Here is a 19,656-nt window from a genome sequence, read left to right as displayed (position 1 = left end):
ACTGACCATTCCGCTCACACCCTTGACGCGATACCGTACGAACAGCGATTGCGGTTGACGCTGCAATCACCGAGGAGATCATTGTGATTCCCACAGAACCCACCGATTCCGGCGCACAGCCGCCCGAACCGGCGCGGCCGGGCTTCGAGATCGAGGACCTCAGCATCGGCGCTCATGCACATGGTTTCGGCAGGTCCGACGGTCGGACTTTCGCGTTCCGCGTGCGTAAGAGCGTGTTGTTCGTCGAGGTTTACGGCGAGTACTGCGAGCACAGTGTGCCGACCCCGTCGGATGTCATCGCTACGGCGGAGCGATCGGTAACCGATATCGATCTGACGGACGAGCGAAGTATCGCCGGTGTGGTCCGCGACGCAGTGCTGTCGACGGAGACTGATTGGTCACATCCCGGTTCCGGTGACGGTGTTCGTGAGGGCGACGGTCGCAGCCTGCCGACGTTGAGAGCCGTACTCAACAGGCTGGGATCGATCATCGATTCTGTTCGGTGAATTCTCGGCGCGGGATCACCAGGGTTGCTCCGGTCTTCGGATGCGGGAACACCTCGACCGGATAACCGTAGACGCGGGTCAGAAGCTCTTCGTGCAACACCGATTCCGGGGGACCGTCAGCGGCGATTCGCCCATTTTCGAGTACGACGATCCGATCCGCGTACGCCGCTGCCAACGCGAGATCGTGCAATACGACGACGACGGCATCGCCGTCCGCAGCGCGGGCGCGCGCCACGGACATCACCGCCTCCTGGTGTCCGAGATCGAGTGCTGCCGTCGGTTCGTCCAGCAAGATGGTCGACGTCTCCTGCGCCAGTACCCGGGCAAGCGCGACTCGCGCCTGCTCGCCACCGGACAGCACGGCAAACGGCCGATTGGCGAACCCCTCGACATCGCAGGTCTTCATCGCCGAGGTGATGGCAGCGCCGTCGCGGTCTTCTCGGCGAGTTCCCGCCCAGGGTGCGCGTCCCATGCGAACGACCTGGCGAGCACTGAACGAAAATCCGATCGTGTGTTTCTGGGGGAGCACCGCGCGTCTGCGCGCCATGTCGATCGGCGACCACTGAGTGAGGTCGGTGCCGTCGACATCCACCCGCCCGGCGATGACGGGTTGATCACCGGCCAACGCCGCAAGAAGTGTCGACTTACCGGCGCCGTTCGGTCCGACGAGGACGACGACTTCCCCGGCCCGGACTTCGAGGGACACACCTTCGAGAATGTGCCGACCACCGCGCTCGACGGTGATGTCGCACGCCTCGAGGGTGACATCACCGACGCCAGGGCTCTCCGGTTCGGGGGTGACGCGGCCGAAGAGTTCGCGCCAGTTTCGTACGAGGCTGCTCACGCCCAACCGCCCTGTTGCGCGCGAGTGCGTCGGAGAAGCCAGAAGAAGAAGGGTCCGCCCACCAAGGCGGTCAGCATTCCGAGTGGCAGGTCTGCGTTGTCGATCAGCGACCGCGAGCCGAGGTCGGCGACCAGCAGAACCAGGGCGCCGGCAAGGGCGCTCGCGGGAATCAGCGCGCGATGGCCAGGTCCGACAAGAATGCGCATCAGGTGCGGAACGACCAGGCCGACGAAAAGGATGATGCCGGTGAAGGCAACACTCGCGGAGACGAGGAGGGCGACGATCAGAACCGCGAACTGCCGCAGTCGCTCGACGTTGACGCCCAGGTGACGAGCCGCGTGTTCACCGAGTGCCAGTAGGTCCAAGCGCGGGGCGATCATCATCGTCGCGGCAATCCCGACGGCGGTCATCGGAGCCACGATCAGGACTGCGTTCCAGGAAGCACCGTTGAGTGAGCCGAGTTGCCAGAACACGATCTGATCGCGAGCAGACGGGCTGGCGACGAAGGTGAAGAAAGCGATGAGACCGCCGGCGAACGCGTTGATCGCAACGCCGGTCAGCACCAACGTCACCACTTCGGTTCTGCCCTCGTGCCGAGCGAGCAGATACACCGCAGCGGTGGTGACCAGTCCGGCGACGAACGCCGCGGCAGCTACAGCCCAGCCGGCCACGAACGTGCCGCCGACGACGATGACAGCGCTCGCGCCGACCGCCGCACCCGCGGACACTCCGATCACTCCGGGTTCGGCCAGCGGATTGGAGAACACACCTTGCAGAAGCGCACCGGAACACCCCAGCGCCGCGCCGACACAGATGGCGAGCACGACGCGGGGGAAACGAACCTCCCACAAGGTCACTTCACCGCTGGGATGGGCGGGCATCGGACCGAGGTCGAGCCCGATGCGGTGCAGGATGCTGCCCAAAACCTCGAGTGGCGACGTCGGAACCTGACCGATGCACGCCGACAGCACTGCGACGATCACGAGAGCGAGAGTCAAGCTGATAAGAACCGCACTCACCCGCGACCGCGATGCGGGGCGAGATGCCGACTTGTCGGCGCCCTTGACGTCGTGTGAATCCTCGGCTCCGGACACAGTGTTACCTGTCTCTGTCTTGCCTGTTTCAGTACTCACGAATCAGCACTCACAAATCTCTGCTCACGATCCATCGGGCTCGTAGATCGCTTCGGCAAGTGCCGCCATGACACGTCCGGTGTTCGGCCCGAAGCTGAGCAACACTCCGTCCTCCATGTCGACTACTCGCTTGTTCTTTCCGGCCGGTGTCTGAGCGATCCCAGGGACCTTTTCGAGGCCGTCGATACCGCCGATCGACGCCAACCCGTCCGTCATCATGAGCAGGGCGTCCGGTGCGGCGGCGATGAGCGCCTCGCTGGTGATGGGCACGAACTGTTGTGTGATGCCCGAGGCGGTTCCTGCATCGGTGGCGCCGAGTGCTTCGATCAAGGAATCTGCTCCGGACCCTTCGCCGCCGATCATGGTGATGGCCGATCCGCGCATGTAGAGGAACGCGATCTTCAGTGGATCGCCCTCGGTGGGGACCAGATCACGAGCTCCAGCGATCTCCGATTCGGTCCGATCGACCAGCGCCGCGCCCTGGGCGGGGACGCCGAGCGCGTCGGCGACGGCCTGGAGTTGCCCCGGCACACCCTCGAGTGTTCGGGTCGGATCGAAGAAGACGACTGGAACACCGGCGGCGCGCAACTGATCCTGGACGCTCTTGGGCCCGATACTCGTGTCGGTGAGAACCACGGTGGGATTGAGGTCGAGGATCGCCTCGGTATTGAGCGATTGGCCACCGACCGTGACAACCGGCACGTCCGCGACTGCGGGGAACTTGGCTGCGGTGTCGCGGCCGACAAGATTGTCACCGAGGCCGAGCGCCACCGTCGTCGTCGCGAGCGTCCCGTAGCGGTCGGCCGCAACGATCCGGCTGCTGTCGGTGATGGTCACGTCGACGCCGTCGAAGCTCTTCACCGTCACGGGCAGAGTCGCGGTCGGGTTGTCGGACACGGGAACCGGGCTGGAATCTTCGAGTACCGCGGTCCGAGCGCCCTGAGATGTCGTGGAATTATCGCTGGACCCGCAAGCCACCAGACCGAAACCGACTGCTGCGACCAGTGCCGCCGCGGCCAAGCGCTTCATCATTTGACGAGGTAGCTCTCGATGTCGCCTTCGAGGTCGGCGAACAGGTCGCCGTTGAGGCGGTACGCCAAATTCACCTCGTCGATGAAACGCTGCTGTTCCTCGGCGGGAATCTGCAGCGCATCCAGATTCGAGCGGTAGTCGTCCTTGAAGGGCTTCGGCTTGGGGATGCCTTCGAAGATGTAGAAGCGAAGTCCGTCGGTCTCGAATCCGTAGGCGCGCTCGAGCATGCGGCGGATGATCTGTCCGCCGGACAGATCGCCCATGTAGCGCAGGTAGTGATGTGCGACGAAGCCGGCAGGCCAGTCGAACGCCACCTCCTTCAGCCGGGCGATGTAGCGCTCGGTTGCCGGCAGTGCCACGAGTTCGTCGCGCCAGTTCGGTCCGCCCAGGAATTCGAGATCTGCCTCGAGTGAAGCCACTCGCAGCAGATCCTCGGACAGGAACGGAGTGACCAACTCGTTGTCGGCGTGTGTGCGACCGGCCTCTTCGAGGCTGGTGTAGACGAGGTAGGTCTGTCCCAGGAGAGCGGCATAGCCCGCGGTGGTCAGCTCACCGCCGAGCAGAGCGCCCACGAAACGCGACTGCTCGGTCTCGCGGTGCGCTGCGTCCGTCTCGGTCTTGATTCGTTCGGAGAAGGCGGGGCCTGCGTCAGCGGAAAGGCTGTCTGCGTCGAGCGTGGTCATGGATTCTCCTGAGGCTGTAGTAAAGCGTTGCCTACTAGGTTAGCCTGCCCTCGCCAAGACGATACCTTCGGTATTTCGATCAGCGGGACGAACTAAGCGCTCACGTCGTCGAGAGCCGCGGCAATCGCTTTCGGCAGTTCCAATTCTTCGGTTGCCAGTACTCCTGTCAACTGGGCGAGATCACGCGTACCGACGACGGCGCTGGCCACCCCGCCGCGATCGCGCGCCCAGGCCAGTGCCACCGCCAGTGGGGAAGTACCCAGACCGTCGGCAGCGGTAACGACGGCGTCGACCACCCGGATCGAGGAATCGGTCAGGTAGCTCTGAACGTCCTGTGAATGTGCTTCGTCGGCGCCGCGGGAATCGACGGGAATGCCGTCGCGGTATTTGCCGGTCAGCACGCCGCCTGCGAGGGGCACTGCGGCGAACACTCCGACGCCGTGATGGGCGGCTGCTGCGAACAATTCCTCCTCGACGCCGCGTGCGAGCAGTGAGTACTCGGCCTGCGTCGCGGCGAGTGTTGTTGCGCCACCGGCTCCGACGGCCGTCGCCAGCTGCCAGCCGAGGTAGCCGCGCACCCCGACATACCGCACCTTGCCGCTCGAGACCGCGTAGTCGAGAGTTGCTGCAACCTCGTCGACGGGCGTGAGCGGATCCCAGGTTGCGACCTGCCACATGTCGAGGAAGTCGGTTCCGAGTTCACGAAGAGTCGCATCGAGTTGGCGGAGCAATCCGCGCCGCGAGCAGTCGACGCGGTCGGTGCCGATCGGAGTGGGATCGATGCCGGCGCTCGAGCTGATGATGAGTTCGTCACGCGGAACGACGTCGTCGAGCAACTCGGCGAGGATCCGTTGCGCCGCACCGGCGCCGTACGCGGGCGAGGTGTCGACCAAGGTTCCGCCGGCCTCGGCGAAGGCGAGCAGCTGCGCCGCAGCCTCGTCGCCGTCCGTGTCGCGTCCCCATGTCAGTGTGCCGAGTCCAAGTCGCGAGACCCGAAGTCCGCTCGTTCCGACAGATCTGTGCTTCATAACCGCCTGCATCTCGCGCCTGACTCGTGTGCGCAAGTGCGGCACCCGAGAGATCTCACCACGTGCAGACTAGTGGGCGCTCGCCCCGAGTCGGGGTATTCGGACACGGACGTGCCGGGCGCGGCGCGCTGCAGTGAGCACCGGTAGCGTGGCGCCGGTGAAACGTGAACCCGACACACGAAACCTGTGTGCAGTAACCCCATTCGAATCAGCCGGGATCGGTGAGTGATGGGCGAAGCGATGACCTGGCTCCAGGCCGTGATCCTGGGCCTCGTGCAGGGATTGACCGAGTTCCTGCCCATCTCGTCTTCCGGACATTTGCGAATCGTGTCGGAGATATTCTTCGGCAGTGACGCCGGTGCGTCCTTCACCGCGGTGACGCAGCTCGGCACCGAGCTGGCAGTGTTGATCTATTTTGCGCGCGACATCGTGAGGATCATCACTGCCTGGTTCCGGGGTGTGTTCAACGCCGAGCACCGGGGCGATCTCGACTACCGCATGGGCTGGTACGTCATCATCGGCACCATTCCGGTCGGCATCCTCGGCTTCTTCTTCAAAGACCAGATCCGTACCGGCGCACGCAATCTGTGGTTGATCGCCACGATGCTGATCGTGTTCGCGCTTGTCATTGCCGCTGCCGAGTACTACGGGCGCAAGACTCGGCCCATCGAAACACTCACAGCGCGCGACGGCATCATCATGGGTTCGGCGCAGGCACTCGCGCTCATCCCGGGCGTCTCGCGCTCCGGTGGCACGATCAGCGCCGGTCTCTTCCTCGGGCTCACCCGTGAGGCCGCAGCTCGCTACTCGTTCCTCTTGGCGATTCCGGCAGTTCTCGCCTCCGGCCTGTTCAGCCTTCCGGACGCTTTCGAACCGGCAGGTGAGGGCCTGAACGCGAGCGGCCCGCAGTTGCTCGTGGCGACCGTCATCGCCTTCGCGGTCGGCTACGCAGCAATCGCCTGGCTGCTTCGCTTCGTGGTGAATCACTCCATGTACTGGTTCGTCGGATACAGAATCGCTCTCGGCGTAGTCGTCCTTGCGCTGCTGGCCACAGGGGTCGTGTCCGCGACATAGAGCCCGTTTCGACGTCGACCACCCGTCCGTCTGGCCACCGCCCCATTAGGGTTGTGGAATGACAGTTGTCCTACTGCGGCACGGGCGGTCGACGTCCAACACTGCCCATACCCTGGCCGGTCGAACGCCGGGTGTGGAACTCGACGATCACGGCCGGAAACAGGCCGAAGGCGTCGTCGATCGGCTGGTCGGTCTGGACATCGCGGAGATCGTCCGCTCGCCGTTGTTGCGGTGCGAGCAGACGGTCGGCCCCATTGCCGTCGACCGCGGCCTGACGCCGGTGGTGGAGGATCGCCTCATCGAGGTCGACTACGGCGACTGGACGGGTCGTCCGCTCAAGGAACTGCTGGAGGAACCGCTCTGGAAAGTGGTGCAGCGCCACGCTTCCGGTGCCGTGTTCCCGGGCGGCGAAGGACTGGCCCAGGTGCAGGCGCGAGCCGTTGCCGCGATCCGCGAGCACGACGCACGGCTGGCCGAAGAACACGGCAAGGACGTCGTCTGGATCGCGTGCACGCACGGTGACGTCATCAAATCGGTTCTCGCCGACGCGTTTGCGATGCACCTCGATTCGTTCCAGCGGATCGTCGCCGAGCCCGCTTCGGTCAGCGTGATTCGGTACACGGCCACGCTGCCGTTCGTACTTCGGGTCAACGACACCGGAGACGTGCTCGCAGCGATCGGTGCAGCGAAGGCCGCGACCAACGGCTCGGCTCCCGCGCAGGAGTCCGTCCCCGGCGGAGAGGTCGGTGCGTGAGCTGTGACGGATAATGGGTACTCAGTGATGTTCTGCTCGAACTCGAGGAGGTGCAATGTCGCGCGCGATTCACGTATTTCGCACTCCTGACCGATTTGTCGCAGGAACGGTGGGCGAACCCGGTGACAGGTCTTTCTATCTCCAGGCCGTGCACGAAGCACGGGTGGTGAGTGTGCTGCTCGAGAAGCAGCAGGTTCAGGTCCTCGCCGATCGCATGGGCCTACTCCTCGAAGAGGTACATCGTCGTTTCGGAACCGAGGTTCCGCCGCAAGCCGACGACGTCTCCGATCTCAGCCCGTTGGTCACTCCGCTCGACGCGGAGTTCCGGGTGGGCACGATGGGACTCGGTTGGGACGCCGATGCCGGCGCGGTCGTCGTGGAGCTGCTTGCCGTCAGCGAGACGGAGTTCGACGAATCAGTTGTCCTCGACGACGCCGACGACGGTCCGGACGCGGTCCGTGTGTTTCTGACACCTGAGCAAGCGCGCGAATTTTCGCTGCGGTCCGAACGCGTCATCGCGGCGGGACGCGCGCCGTGCCCACTGTGTGGTGAACCGTTGGCGCCCGAGGGACACGTCTGCATCCGCACCAACGGATACCGACGCGGCGAGTCCTTCGGTTTTGCGATCGACGACGCAGACGACGACGAGGTCTGACGTCGTGGCCGAACCCGGAGTGCCGGACGTTCTGCTCGAGGGTGATCTGACTCTGATCGGTCAGATCACCACGGCGAGCAACGCCACTCTGGTGTGCGAGTCGACTCTGGGGGAGCAGTCCACGCGTGTGGTCTACAAGCCGGTGCGTGGGGAACGCCCATTGTGGGATTTCCCGGACGGCACCCTGGCGGGGCGTGAGGTCGCGTCGTACCGCGTGTCCGAGGCGCTGGGCTGGGGAGTGATTCCGCGAACGGTGTTGCGGGACGGTCCTTTCGGGCCAGGAATGGTGCAGCGGTGGGTCGACACCGTCGATCGCCGCGCGGACGGATCGGGCGGCCTCGAGATGGTCGACCTGTGCAGTCCCGGCAATGTTCCACCCGGGTGGTTCGAGGTTCTGCAGGCCTTCGACTCCGAGGGTGAACCCGTCTCCCTCATTCATGCGGACGATCCGCGGCTGCAACGAATGGCCGTTCTGGACGTCCTCATCAACAATGCCGACCGCAAGGGTGGTCACGCCCTCGAGGGCGTCGACGGCTCGGTGTACGGGGTTGATCACGGAATCTGTCTTCACTCGGAGAACAAGCTGCGGACCGTGTTGTGGGGGTGGGCCGGGCAGCCCGTACCCGGTGCCTTGATTGCCGACGTCGCCGAATTCGCGACAACTATCGACGGGGATCTCGGCGACGAGTTGTCCGAACTGATCACCGAGGAAGAGATCGTGGCGTTGGCGGTGCGGGCGATGCAGTTCGCCGAGTCCGCTGTGATGCCTGAGCCGAACGGCCATCGAACGATTCCCTGGCCCGCTTTCTAGTCGCCCGAATTTTCCTGCTGTTCGCGAGTTGCCGTCTTCAATCCGGGTGAGCGAACCAATCGCAGTAGTTGTTCGCGCAGCGCGGCGACATCCCCGACCCCGACGGTCAACGCCGCGTCTTCCTTCTCGAGCGTCAGTAGTCGCTGGTACGTCAGTCGGCCGGCGTCGGTTATCGCGATCACGCGCCGACGCTCGTCCCGCGGATCGGTGTCTCGGGTGACGAAACCCGCTCGTTCGAGACGGTCGATCGTGCGACTCATCGTCTGATCGGTGACCCGGGCATTCTTCGCGATGTCGCGTTGCGACGCCGGTCCACCAGCTATCGAGTGGAGCACGATGAGACCCGCGTGAGTCATGTCCTGAGACCGCAGAACCTTCTCCCACGAGTGCTCTACCAGGCGTGCAGCGGTGGACAACAGTCGGCCTGTGGGCCAGTCGTCCAGGCCGTCGCTGCTCATGTTTTCGCCTTCCGTTTGCAATTACTCAGCATGCTGAACAAAATAGTCGGTAAGTCCTCTCTGTTGCCGATCCCTGGAGACCCAGTGAGCACACCAGTACAAAATCGTCCTGTTCGTCGCCTTCGATGGATTGTGCCAGCTCTCCTGGTGATCGGCTGGCTGGCAATCGGAGGGTTCGGGGGGCCGTTCGCCGGAAAGCTCAGCACGGTACAGCAGAACGACAACACCTCGTTCCTGCCCGCTTCAGCTGAAGCCACCGAGGTGGCGAAGCTTCAAGAAAGCTTCACGGACACACGCTTCGTGCCGGCCATCATCGTGGCGGAACGATCAGGTGGACTGGGGCCCTCGGACTCCGCCTTCCTGTCCCAGACCGTCGATTCGTTCGTCGGTACCGAGGGGTTCGGCGACGCGTCATCGCCGCCGATCCCGTCGGCCGACGGCCAGGCACTGCAGATGTTTTTGCCGGTCGACAGCACGCTCGAGGTCAAGGACAGCGTGAAAGCGCTGCGCACGGCGCTGGAATCGAGCCCTGATGGACTCACCGTGAAGGTGACCGGTCCCGCGGGGCAGGTTGCGGATCTTTCGGCAGCATTCGCGGGCATCGACGGATTGCTGTTGTTGGTCGCCGGATCAGTCGTGATCTTGATTCTGATCGTCGTCTACCGGAGCCCGATCCTGCCGTTCGTGGTGATCTTCTCGGCGGTCTTCGCCCTCGGTTTGTCGAGCTTGCTGGTATATCTGCTCGCGGACACAGGCGTCATCGCGTTGAACGGTCAGAGCCAGGGAATCCTGTTCATCCTCGTGTTCGGCGCCGCCACCGACTACGCGCTGCTTCTGGTCTCGCGCTACCGCGAGGAGTTGCGGATCGAGAAGGACAAGTACGCGGCGATGCGTACCGCGTGGCGTGCGACGCTCGAACCCGTCGCAGCGTCGGCCGGAACGGTCATCGCGGGCGTTCTGTGCCTGTTGCTCTCCGACCTGAACTCCAACCGCGGACTCGGTCCGGTAGCTGCCATCGGCATTGCTGCTTCCTTCCTCGCGTCGATGACATTCCTACCGGCGGTACTGGTTCTCTTCGGGCGAACTGCCTACTGGCCGACCAAGCCGAAGTTCGACGCCGATCTGGCGCACCACGACGAGGCGAACGATCACCGCTTCTGGGCCGGGCTCGCTGCTCGAATCGGTAGGCATCCGCGCCGCTTCTGGGTGGCGTCGACGCTGGTGTTGGTGATCTTCGCGCTGATGATGCCGCAGTTCAAGGCCAGCGGTGTCTCTTCGTCCGACATCTTCTTGCTCGACGTCGATTCGGTTGCAGGCCAGGAGATTCTCGGTGAGCACTTCGACGCCGGTTCAGGGTCGCCGGCCGTGGTCATCGCCAATGCCGACCAGGTCGATGCGGTTGCGGCAGCAAGTCGCGTCGATGGTGTCAGCGATGTGAATGTCGTCCAGAGCGGGGGAGCGCCTCTGGTTGTCGACGGACGAGTCTCCCTGCAGGCGACGTTGACTGACGCCGCCGACTCACTCGAAGCCGAAGACACCATTATCCGGTTGCGTGATGCAGTTCACTCGGTGGACGGCGCCGACGCATTGGTGGGCGGCGTCACCGCGACCGATCTCGACACCAAGACCACGTCGACTCGGGACCGGACTCTCATCATTCCGGTGGTGATCATCGTGGTGTTCGTCATTCTGTCGCTCCTGCTGCGTTCGCTTCTGGCACCGTTGCTCCTCATGGGCACCGTTGTGCTCTCGTTTGCTGCGACACTGGGCATTTCGTCGCTCGTGTTCGACCACATCTTCGGCTTCCCCGGTGCGGATCCGGTGGTTCCGCTGTTCGCATTCGTGTTCCTCGTGGCGCTGGGAATCGACTACAACATCTTCCTCATGACGAGGGTGCGGGAGGAAGCGCTGAAGATCGGCACTCGCGCGGGCGCTCTGCGGGGACTCACAGTCACCGGCGGGGTGATCACTTCTGCCGGAGTTGTTCTGGCAGCAACCTTCTCGGCGTTGGCGGTGATCCCGCTGTTGTTCCTCGCGCAGATCGCGTTCATCGTGGCGTTCGGCGTCCTGCTCGACGCCCTGATCGTCCGATCTCTGCTGGTCCCGGCCTTGACCTACGACATCGGTCAGAAGATCTGGTGGCCGAGCAAGCTCGCGTCGACGCCCGAACCGGAGCAGGATCAGCCAGCACCTTCCCAGCCTCAGAGCAGCCTCCACTAGGCTCGGCAGCATGCAGTCTTGGTCCGATACCGCACTCCCGTCCGTTCCCGGTCAGGGGCCGCCGTTGCGGCTGTACGACACAGCCGACCGTCAGGTTCGTCCCGTCACGCCGGGCAAGAAGGCGACGATGTACGTCTGCGGCATCACCCCGTACGACGCCACCCACCTCGGCCACGCGGCCACGTACCTCGCGTTCGACCTCGTGAACCGCATCTGGCGCGACGCCGGACACGACGTCCACTACGTCCAGAACGTGACCGACGTGGACGACCCGCTGTTCGAGCGCGCCAATCGCGACGGCGAGGACTGGATGGTCCTCGGCATGCGTGAGACGGCACTCTTCCGTGAGGACATGGAAGCGTTGCGGGTTCTACCGCCGAAGGACTACATCGGCGCCGTCGAGTCGGTGAACGAAGTAGTCGAGTTGGTGGAGAAGTTCGTGGCGTCCGGCGCCGCGTACGTCGTCGACGACGCCGAATTCCCCGACGTCTACTTCCGCGCCGACGCGACCGAGCAGTTCGGTTACGAGTCGGGCTACGACCGCGCGACGATGGAGAAGTTCTTTGCCGAACGCGGCGGAGATCCCGATCGCGTCGGCAAGCGCAATCCGCTCGACGCACTTGTCTGGCGTGCGGAGCGTCCGGGCGAGCCCTCGTGGCCCTCACCCTTCGGACCGGGACGCCCCGGTTGGCACATCGAATGCGCCGCCATTGCGCTCAACCGCATCGGCTCCGGCTTCGACGTCCAGGGTGGTGGCAGCGACCTGATCTTCCCGCACCACGAGTTCTCGGCTGCACATGCCGAATCGGCGACGGGCGATCGCCGTTTCGCACGGCACTACGTGCACACCGGCATGATCGGCCTCGACGGCGAGAAGATGTCGAAGAGTCGCGGAAACCTCGTCTTCGTCTCCAAATTGCGCGGCGAGGGGGTAGACCCCGCAGCAATCCGTCTCGGACTGCTCTCCGGCCACTACCGCCAGGATCGCGCATGGACCGAACAGGTTCTCGAGGATGCTCAGTCGCGTCTGAAGGTGTGGCGGGAGGCAGCGGCCCGCGGTTCTGCACAGTCCGTCACCGACACCGTCGCACGGTTGCGTCAGCACCTGGCCGACGACCTCGACACCCCGAAGGCTCTCGACGCGCTAGACGGTTGGGCACGCCGCGCAATCGAAGGTGGCGGATCCGACGCACAGGCACCCGGCGAGTTCGCCGATGCCGTGGATGCGTTGCTGGGTATTTCGCTTCGCTGAAGTCCTGCTGTGCGCCTTTGTTAACCGCGGGCGGTTAACAAAGGCGCACAGTGGTTTCTAGGCGTAGTCCAGCGCACCCTCGGCTGGGGTCGGCACCCGGCGCCGCAGCGGTGAGCCCAGCGCCCGCGCCAGATCCGTTCCGTCGTGCTCGGCGAGCAACTCACCGTTGGACCACACCAGCAGCGCGGCGCTGACTGCCTGCTCGGCCGTGGAGTGCGCGAGGTCGTAGTGCGCACAGCCTGGGACGTCTGCGTACGTGATCCACAGGTCGTAGCCGGTCATGAACAGATCCAGGTCGAACTGAACGCTCAGGCCGAGAAGCTCGCTGCGCCCGTTGTCGTCGACACCGGCGAAAGCCTCGTCCAGTGCCAGCAGACGTGGGGCGTGCGGGTCGGCCGAGTCCAACATGACGTGCGCCGCTGCGAAGAGTGGAAGGTGCAGCGAAACCGACTGCTCGCCACCGGACAGTGCGCTGTGCCGCGCAACAGTCAGCCGGTCTTCCTTGCCTTCACCGCTGATGAGGGTGAACGAGAACACACGCCACTGCCGGTAGTCGAGCGCCGAGGACAAGATCTCCGGGTACGAGCGTTCGGGGTGTGCGGCGCGGGCGGTGCGGATCTGGGTCGCGAAATGCGCTCGCAGAGTCGCCAGTTCGTCAACTCCGAGGGCCGACGCATCTCGATCCAGCAGCTTGGAGATCGCCCGCGAGCTGTCGTCGAGGTTGTCGGCGAGCACCCAGTGAACGCCGATGGTGTTGCCCGAGGACATACGACGCTCACGCATCTCGGTGCCCATCTGTGCGATCAACTCTCGTGCGTCGACGGTGCGCTCGTGAATCTGCTGAGCCAATCCGGTCAGCAGGGCATCTTCGAGAATGCGACGCTCGGATTCGGTGAGCAACTGCTCCTGATCGCCGCGAGCATCGTGGATCCGCGTCGCGAACTCACCGATCGACGAGTAGCCCTGATCGTCCTGCACTCGTACGACGGTCAGTCCGTCCGGTGCATCCCACTGCAGGCGGTAGTCCTGTCCGGCGGCGGCGAGTTGCGCGTCGAAGTCCTGCAGCGCCGAGGTCAGTGCCGTGCGGGTTGCCTTGCGGGCGCCGTCGGTGACCCGGACCGCCGAGGTCGCAGCCTCGAGCGCCCGGTACAACTTGTCGACGTCTTCGGGGAGAACGGGCGGGTGCGCGGCGTCCTCGCTGCGATCTTCGTTCTGGATGCGGTAGACCAACTGATCGGGACTCATCCACGCCGCCGAACTGGCCGGCCAGCTCAGGTGCTCCTTGACGCCCAACAAATCCAGTAGATCCAGACGAGCGTAGGGCGCGAGTCGCTCTGCATCACTGCGGGTTTCGGTCAGGGTGTGACGCAACGTCTCGACAGCGGTGTTGTATGCACCCTCTGCCGTGCCGATCTGGAGCACCGCGGCGTCGTACGCCTTTCGCGCAGCACGCTGTTCGACCTTGCATTCTTCGATCTTCGCGCGCGCTTTTGCCAGGTCGAGATCGATCTGCTCGGCGCTGGCACCGAGAGTGTCGCGGAGCGTCTCGAGACGCTGCACCTGCTGGAGCAGACTCTCCTCGGCGATGGCGGCTTCCTCGGCGAATTCCTCGGCATTGGCCCGTGATTCGTCGAGACGGTCGCGGGACTCGCGCTCGAGTTCGACTTCCTTGGCGTGCTCGCGCCGGCAGCGCAGCGCCAGTTCACCCTGCTTCTCGAAGTGCCGGATCGCCGCGGCGAGGGAGTCCAGTTCACGGCCGACGTGCGGCGTCCGGTGCTGCGACGCCGTCGCCCGGAGTTGCTTTTCCTTCGCCGCGAGATCGGCGATCGCCGCGTCGAGTTCGCGTTGCGCTGTTTCGGTGGCCTCCGAGCGAGTGCGGAGAGCACCAGCGGATTCGGTGACGGTCTTGAGTGCGCGCAGGATCGAACCGGTCTTCGGCAATTCTTTTGCCGCAGAGTTGATCCGGCTCAGCTGCTCGTTGGTCTGCGTCACCAGTGCCTTGGCCGCATCGTCTGCCGCGGCAAGCTCTTCCAGAGCCGCGTCGATCTCGGCGATCCGAGCCTCGCGTCGACGCGCCCGTGCTGTCGTGCCGATGTACTCGGCGTCGGCCTTGACGTGCCGACCACGTGCGACGCCCTGCCAGAAGCTGCCGTCGACGCCGATCGCGACGCCGGCCTCGGAGTCGCCCGGCGCCTCGACCAGACTGATCGAGGCGAGGATCTCCTGCACCAGAGTGTCGGGTACGTCGGCATTGCCTTCGACCTCGAGGACATCGGCCAGCGTTCGTCCCTTCGGACGCTGCTTGACGGGTAGAGCGGTCAGGAACTGCTCGCTGACGTGATCGGGAATCTTCTCGTCCGGGCAGACCCAGCCGTCCAACAGGTTTGCGGCTTGGAGTGCGGATTCGATACCGGTAGCCACGTCGGGTTCGACGGAGTCGGCGAAGCGCACCAACTGCCATAGCGGTGCGCCGCCCAGGTCACCCCGGTTGTCGGTGCGTGCGTGGAAGGCCGGCGGAGCGTCGTCGTGTTCCGCCGAGACGGCTTTGCGCTCGGATTTGAGAGCCGCGATGGAGGCGTGTGATGCCGAGATTTCCGCTTCTGCTTCGCGACGACGCTCGCGCAGCGTCTCGGTTCCTGCCTCGGTGTGCTCGGCGAGAACTGCGGACAGCGCCGGAGCGTCCTCGTCGCCGACCTCGGCGAGCGCTGAGTCGAGAGCCTCGAACAGCGACGCGTCGGCGCCGACAGCCGAGAACAGAGAGGAGTGATCGGTCCACCACGCGCGCAGCCCACTGGCGCACTGACTGCGCGCGAGTTCCACGGCAGCTTCGCCCTCGAGCACAGCCGCCTTGGACGCTTCGAGCAGCTCTTGTCCACGGCGAGAGCTGTTTTCGGCGCGGGTTCGCTCGGTCGCGGCCTTGTCAACGGTCGCGAGAGCGCTGCGCACGACGCGCACGTCGCCGTCACGCTCCTCTGCATGCCCCCGCACGGCCGCTGTGATCTGGTCACTGCGTGAGCCGTCGGGCAGGGGAGTCCAGACGATGCCGGCGTCCTCGGCCGCTGCTTGCAGTTCGTCCTCGGCGCGCGAGAGTGCTTCGGCCGCACGCTTGACCGACGATGCGGCCTTGTCGGCTTCGTCGCCGCGTTGTGCGAGTGCGGCCTGCGCTTTTCGTGACTTGTCTGCCTGCTGCTCGGTCGAGAGCTTCAGCGTCGCGACGGCCTGGGCGAGATCGTCGAGTTGCTGCTTGCCTTCGTAGGCGCTCGAGCGTTGCAGTGCTTCGACATTGGCGCGCGCGTTCTCGAGTGCGTGCTCGGCCTGGTTGAAGCGCTCCTCGGCAGCTGCCCGCGCCTCGCGGCTGCGGGTCTGTGCGAGCGACGACTCGTCCATGGCGGCAACACCTCTGGTGACCGCTGCGAGGCGGGTGCTGACCTGTTCGATCTCTCCGCGGGACTGTTGACGCAGGTACTTGGTGTAGACCCCGATGAAACTCTGTGCTGCCTGATCTGCTGCCGCTAGCCCCTCGAGCGCCCGGCCGACCTCCTCCATGTCGCTGAACGAACGCGCAGCTTCGAGGACCAGCTGGTCGTCGAGCGGACGGAGGCCGTCGGTGAGCGCTTGCGAGAGGCCCTTCGGATCAAGGTTCTTCGCGAGCTGGGGGCGGCGAAGCGTGAGAATGAGGTTGATCAGCTGGTCGTAGCGCTGCACACCGAGACCGAACATCCGCGCGTCGATGGCAGTGCGGTAGTCGAGGGGACGGTCGGTGATGGAATCGCTGCCGAGTTGTTCGGCCAACTGCTTCTTGGTCAGGGGACGATCGTCGTTGCCGATCAGCGAGAAGTCGACCCCGACGCGGCCGTCGGCGACGAAGTACCAGCGAGTGACCTTGTCGTTGGTGCGTGTTGCACGCATGCCGATTCCGACGGTCACCGACTCGGGGTCTTCGAGTGAGCCGCGGCAGAACTCCATCCACACGTAGGAGTGCGCGCTGTCCTGACCGCGGTAGAGCAGGTTGGACTTCATGGTGCGCTCTTCACCGGCGAACGGGTTGAGGCGCCGCGGTTCGATGCGGCCGTCGAAGACGAACGGGAACAAGACCTCGAGGGCCTTGGTCTTGCCGGATCCGTTGGGTCCTCGCAGAACCAGTCGACCGTCGGCGAACGAGAACTCTTGGTCTCGGTAATCCCAGAGGTTGATGATTCCAGCCCGAGTAGGTCGGAAGCGGGCGTTGCTCATACGTTCTCTACCTCTGATAGTTCGCCGTTGGGGGAAGGTTCGGGGCCGAATTCGTCGACCGGATCCGGTGCGGAGTTGTCCACCGCGAAGTCGATCTGAGGGTCGCGTTCGCGCACGGAGACCACGACGTCTCGGTACCGGGCCAACACGGGCAAGACCAGAACTCCGCCGTCGACCACGTGCGTCAGGCGTAGACGCTGCAACAACCCGAGCGCCTGCTTGCGCAGCCCGTTGTGATCGGCCTGCCACTGCGCCGCGAATGTTCGCCCGAACTGGTCCACCAATTCGGTTACCTTGTCGGCGAGCCAGTCGTCGTCGATTTTCGGGTACGTGACGGGTTCCGGTGGCTCGGTCGGTTCGCCGGCAGGAAGCGCGAATTCTTCTTCCTCGTCGGCGAGGTCCTCGAAGATTCCAGCCTCGGGGATGGCGGCATCGAGTTGTTCGATCAGGTGATCGTCCGACACGTGCGGGATCGGAAGTTTCGGCAGTTCGGGAGCGTCGACGTCGAGTACGCGGTCGGCGATCTCGCCGGCCAGGAGAAGCGCCACCTGAGCGATCGTTCCGGTGCTCGGGAAGCGGACGTCGGAGAGTCGACCGGTGGGATCGATCATCGCGATTCCCTCGGCGCGACGCTCGGCCACCAACCCCGTCAGGAGTTCGACTTCCGACGCGGTCTTGGGCTGCGCCAACGCGATCAACTCGTGCTGATCGAGTTCGCCGGCCAGTACGACCGGGCGCTCGACGAGTGCCCGACGCACCCGGCGCCCGATCTCTTTTGCGTCCACGGGGATTCCGTCGTCCTCGGAGGCGCTCGAGGTCTCCGCCGCCAGTAGCCCTCGGATGGAGTGCAGGTGCTGCAGGGCGCGCGGCGGGCGGAACAGGGCCACGACGACGGAACGATCTATGTCGTAGAGCGCCTCTCCCGCTTCGGGATTGGACGCCCAGCCGTTTGCGTCACCGTCGGCGAGGGCGATGGCGCCCCGGACGCCGAGCCAGCCAACTGCGTCGACGAAAGCGTCGCGGTCCGACGCACGATCGGTGGACAGTTCGACGCCGTCCACCTGCGCGGCGTCGGCCGCGACGTGATCGGCCAACTCCGACAACGTGATCTGGTTTCCGGCGCGGCCCAGCGCGGCCAGGCACAACGCCAGGTAGGCGTAGCGCGTGCGATCGAAGGTTCGCTCGGAGGCAGTTCTGGCCGGTGCCGACGGGTTGAGTCGATCCGACACCGTGAACAGGCGCGCGGTGGTCTCCGTCACTTCGAGGCGGTATCCGAACAGTTCGAGCAAGTCGTCGCGTAGCTCGGTGGCCCATCGGCGCAAGAGCGGCAACGCAATTCGATCCGGATACGTCGAAGTGATCAGGTGATTGGACAGAATCACGCGCGCCGCGCGTTGATACGAATCGAGGGCAAGGGGCGTGATCTCGCGAGCTCTCATCGAACACTGACCTCGATACCGTCGAGGTGCATACGCCCGCGAGCAGTTTTGATGGTGGTTGAACCGTCCGAGGGACTGAGCGTGAGCTTCACCCCGTTCTCGCTACCGGTGGAACTCTTGACGCGTCCCACCACCGGAACGCGTGCGGTCAATGCTGCATTGAGCAGACTCAGCAAAACTTCGGTCTCCTGCTCGTTGAGTTCGCGCTGATAAACACCGTTCGACGCGAGAGATTGCGCGGCGGCGCTGCGGGTACGTTGCGCCGCCAACTGCTCTTCGCGCAGTCGGCGGATGCTGCCATCGTTGCGGGCAACCTTGCTCGGCAACCCGGGTGAGGGCGGCCGGCCGGTTTCGGCGAGCGTCCGCGCGATCTCCACCGGCGGTGCCTCCCACCACGAACGCGAGTGCGAAATGATGTCGGCGTCCGGATGCACCATCGACAGGTGGCGTGGTCGGCCGAGATCGAAGACAGCTTGAAACAGAGCGTGAGCTGCGTCTTCGGACGGGGTGGCGGCAAACCAGCCGGCGAGGTGCCTGAGTTGGCTCTCACGGCTGACGCCGCCGCGACGGGTCTCCGTGACGCGGCGAAGGAGCGCCAGAACCGCGGCAATCGCACTCATCGTGCCTTCACGCAGGCGTTCGGACTCGCTGATCCCCGATTCCGCGGAGACGAACCAGGCGGTCAATCCTCGCCAACGGGCAGCCCAGTCGTCTTCGCGTTCGGCGATCGGGACGAACACCCGCTCGTCACTGGCGGCGGCGAGGCGGATCATGCGATCGACGCCTGTTGATTCGACGTGCTCGATCGCTTCCTTGAGCTTCGGGGCGTAGCGCGCCAGATCGGAGCTGAATTCGCGCATGTGCGTGAGCAGAGCGTCCTTGTGCGTGAGGAAAGCCTGCGGAGTGATCTCCGTGGTCCGAACCAAGTCGCCGAGTGTCAGATAGAAGTGCGCGGCTCGATCGGCCATGTCGGAGAGCGTCGAGTCGAGGCGCTTGAGCTTGCGGAAGATCAGATCGCCGTCGGAGCTTCGGTTGGCTTCCGCGAGTTCGGACATGTCTGCGAGCAGATCCGCAAGAGCGAGACGCGAGAGCGACGCCGAGTCCAGGCGTGCGGCAAGAACGTCCTCGACTGATCGATAGACCTGGTATCCGGCCTGACCGAACTGGTAGACGAAGTGGCGATTACGGTACTCGGCCAGCGTGGCCGCACGGGTGCCGTCGTAGCTGCGCTCGAGGATCTCCCAGACGTGGAGCTGATCCAACAGGGGAGTGACCTCTGCTGCCGACAGATCGGCAGCGGGATCCGACCCGCCGATCTTCTCGAGGATGTGCGCGACGGTTCCGGCATGCAGCAGCACGGTGTAGTTGGCCCGAGCATGGTCGAAGGCACGAAGCACCCAGAGGTATTCGGCCCGTTTTTCCGCGATCGTGAACGAAAACAGCTTCAGTCGATTGGTGTCGGCGTACGCGGCGTAATCGGGCGCACTCGTTTCTTCCACCATGACAGGGTAGGCGAGAGACGCCCCCTCTTTTT

General features: G+C 64.7%; 16 protein-coding genes. 7 read left to right on the top strand and 9 right to left on the bottom strand.

Annotated features, from left to right (window positions below; translation table 11 throughout):
- Positions 1-83: 83 nt before the first annotated feature.
- Complete coding sequence (locus QM716_RS14650; protein WP_283304771.1) at positions 84-506, top strand: hypothetical protein; 423 nt, start codon at positions 84-86, stop codon at positions 504-506.
- On the opposite strand, the gene QM716_RS14645 is transcribed toward QM716_RS14650, so the two are convergent.
- The 5 genes from QM716_RS14645 to QM716_RS14625 form a co-directional block, all read right to left on the bottom strand.
- Entirely contained in the window at positions 487-1,350 is an 864-nt protein-coding gene (locus QM716_RS14645; RefSeq protein WP_283304770.1) for a heme ABC transporter ATP-binding protein, read from the bottom strand. The genes QM716_RS14650 and QM716_RS14645 overlap by 20 nt on opposite strands.
- Complete coding sequence (locus QM716_RS14640; protein ID WP_283304848.1) at positions 1,347-2,444, bottom strand: FecCD family ABC transporter permease; 1,098 nt, start codon at positions 2,442-2,444, stop codon at positions 1,347-1,349. Before QM716_RS14640 ends, QM716_RS14645 begins: the two co-directional genes overlap by 4 nt.
- 63 nt (positions 2,445-2,507) lie before the next feature.
- Positions 2,508-3,515, bottom strand: coding sequence for a heme/hemin ABC transporter substrate-binding protein (locus QM716_RS14635; protein WP_283304769.1), 1,008 nt, complete (start codon positions 3,513-3,515; stop codon positions 2,508-2,510).
- Complete coding sequence (locus QM716_RS14630; protein ID WP_283304768.1) at positions 3,512-4,198, bottom strand: biliverdin-producing heme oxygenase; 687 nt, start codon at positions 4,196-4,198, stop codon at positions 3,512-3,514. Before QM716_RS14630 ends, QM716_RS14635 begins: the two co-directional genes overlap by 4 nt.
- A gap of 92 nt (positions 4,199-4,290) precedes the next feature.
- A complete protein-coding gene (locus QM716_RS14625; protein ID WP_283304767.1) occupies positions 4,291-5,226 on the bottom strand; it encodes an aldo/keto reductase in 936 nt (311 codons plus the stop codon).
- A 228-nt stretch (positions 5,227-5,454) separates the two neighbouring features.
- Between QM716_RS14625 and QM716_RS14620 the strand changes: the two genes are divergently transcribed.
- From QM716_RS14620 to QM716_RS14605, 4 genes are read left to right on the top strand one after another with little or no spacing between them, the layout of a single operon-like run.
- Positions 5,455-6,300: an undecaprenyl-diphosphate phosphatase gene (locus QM716_RS14620; protein ID WP_230815760.1), complete on the top strand. Its 846-nt coding sequence runs from the start codon at positions 5,455-5,457 to the stop codon at positions 6,298-6,300.
- Positions 6,301-6,358: 58 nt separating this feature from the next.
- Positions 6,359-7,054 carry a histidine phosphatase family protein gene (locus QM716_RS14615; protein WP_003946173.1) on the top strand — a complete coding sequence of 232 codons (696 nt, stop codon included), beginning with the start codon at positions 6,359-6,361 and terminating at the stop codon, positions 7,052-7,054.
- A 55-nt stretch (positions 7,055-7,109) separates the two neighbouring features.
- Positions 7,110-7,709 carry a DUF3090 domain-containing protein gene (locus QM716_RS14610; RefSeq protein ID WP_030537532.1) on the top strand — a complete coding sequence of 200 codons (600 nt, stop codon included), beginning with the start codon at positions 7,110-7,112 and terminating at the stop codon, positions 7,707-7,709.
- A gap of 4 nt (positions 7,710-7,713) precedes the next feature.
- Positions 7,714-8,520 carry an SCO1664 family protein gene (locus QM716_RS14605; protein WP_283304766.1) on the top strand — a complete coding sequence of 269 codons (807 nt, stop codon included), beginning with the start codon at positions 7,714-7,716 and terminating at the stop codon, positions 8,518-8,520.
- Here the strand turns inward: QM716_RS14605 and QM716_RS14600 are convergent.
- A complete protein-coding gene (locus QM716_RS14600) occupies positions 8,517-8,978 on the bottom strand; it encodes a MarR family winged helix-turn-helix transcriptional regulator (RefSeq protein ID WP_283304765.1) in 462 nt (153 codons plus the stop codon). The two genes, QM716_RS14605 and QM716_RS14600, sit on opposite strands and share 4 nt — an antisense overlap.
- 147 nt (positions 8,979-9,125) lie before the next feature.
- On the opposite strand from QM716_RS14600, the gene QM716_RS14595 reads away from it, so the two are divergent.
- Complete coding sequence (locus QM716_RS14595) at positions 9,126-11,198, top strand: MMPL family transporter (RefSeq protein WP_502942054.1); 2,073 nt, start codon at positions 9,126-9,128, stop codon at positions 11,196-11,198.
- A 10-nt stretch (positions 11,199-11,208) separates the two neighbouring features.
- The gene (gene mshC / locus QM716_RS14590) at positions 11,209-12,450 is read left to right on the top strand and encodes a cysteine--1-D-myo-inosityl 2-amino-2-deoxy-alpha-D-glucopyranoside ligase (protein WP_283304763.1); all 1,242 of its coding nucleotides are present in this window, start codon (positions 11,209-11,211) and stop codon (positions 12,448-12,450) included.
- Positions 12,451-12,507: 57 nt separating this feature from the next.
- On the opposite strand, the gene QM716_RS14585 is transcribed toward mshC, so the two are convergent.
- From QM716_RS14585 to QM716_RS14575, 3 genes are read right to left on the bottom strand one after another with little or no spacing between them, the layout of a single operon-like run.
- On the bottom strand, positions 12,508-16,683 hold the full coding sequence (locus tag QM716_RS14585) for a TIGR02680 family protein (protein ID WP_283304762.1): 4,176 nt from the start codon (positions 16,681-16,683) through the stop codon (positions 12,508-12,510).
- On the bottom strand, positions 16,680-18,122 hold the full coding sequence (locus QM716_RS14580; protein ID WP_283304761.1) for a TIGR02678 family protein: 1,443 nt from the start codon (positions 18,120-18,122) through the stop codon (positions 16,680-16,682). Before QM716_RS14580 ends, QM716_RS14585 begins: the two co-directional genes overlap by 4 nt.
- Positions 18,119-19,624, bottom strand: a complete 1,506-nt coding sequence (locus tag QM716_RS14575; RefSeq protein ID WP_230815680.1) for a TIGR02677 family protein — start codon at positions 19,622-19,624, stop codon at positions 18,119-18,121. The genes QM716_RS14580 and QM716_RS14575 overlap by 4 nt, the downstream gene beginning before the upstream one ends.
- Positions 19,625-19,656: the final 32 nt, after the last annotated feature.

Origin of the sequence: Rhodococcus sp. IEGM 1409 (assembly GCF_030056735.1) — a bacterium.
Classification (GTDB): Bacteria; Actinomycetota; Actinomycetes; order Mycobacteriales; family Mycobacteriaceae; genus Rhodococcus_F.
Note: the sequence above shows the minus strand (reverse complement) of the source record. Positions and strands in the feature narration are given on the sequence as shown.

What these genes read in the sequence shown, in the direction of transcription:
- QM716_RS14635 (WP_283304769.1), bottom strand. Translation starts at nt 3,515, where the DNA reads ATGATGAAGCGCTTGGCCGCGGCGGCACTGGTCGCAGCAGTCGGTTTC.
- QM716_RS14630 (WP_283304768.1), bottom strand. Translation starts at nt 4,198, where the DNA reads ATGACCACGCTCGACGCAGACAGCCTTTCCGCTGACGCAGGCCCCGCC.
- QM716_RS14625 (WP_283304767.1), bottom strand. Translation starts at nt 5,226, where the DNA reads ATGAAGCACAGATCTGTCGGAACGAGCGGACTTCGGGTCTCGCGACTT.
- QM716_RS14620 (WP_230815760.1), top strand. Translation starts at nt 5,455, where the DNA reads ATGGGCGAAGCGATGACCTGGCTCCAGGCCGTGATCCTGGGCCTCGTG.
- QM716_RS14615 (WP_003946173.1), top strand. Translation starts at nt 6,359, where the DNA reads ATGACAGTTGTCCTACTGCGGCACGGGCGGTCGACGTCCAACACTGCC.
- QM716_RS14610 (WP_030537532.1), top strand. Translation starts at nt 7,110, where the DNA reads ATGTCGCGCGCGATTCACGTATTTCGCACTCCTGACCGATTTGTCGCA.
- QM716_RS14600 (WP_283304765.1), bottom strand. Translation starts at nt 8,978, where the DNA reads ATGAGCAGCGACGGCCTGGACGACTGGCCCACAGGCCGACTGTTGTCC.
- mshC (WP_283304763.1), top strand. Translation starts at nt 11,209, where the DNA reads ATGCAGTCTTGGTCCGATACCGCACTCCCGTCCGTTCCCGGTCAGGGG.
- QM716_RS14585 (WP_283304762.1), bottom strand. Translation starts at nt 16,683, where the DNA reads ATGAGCAACGCCCGCTTCCGACCTACTCGGGCTGGAATCATCAACCTC.
- QM716_RS14580 (WP_283304761.1), bottom strand. Translation starts at nt 18,122, where the DNA reads ATGAGAGCTCGCGAGATCACGCCCCTTGCCCTCGATTCGTATCAACGC.
- QM716_RS14575 (WP_230815680.1), bottom strand. Translation starts at nt 19,624, where the DNA reads ATGGTGGAAGAAACGAGTGCGCCCGATTACGCCGCGTACGCCGACACC.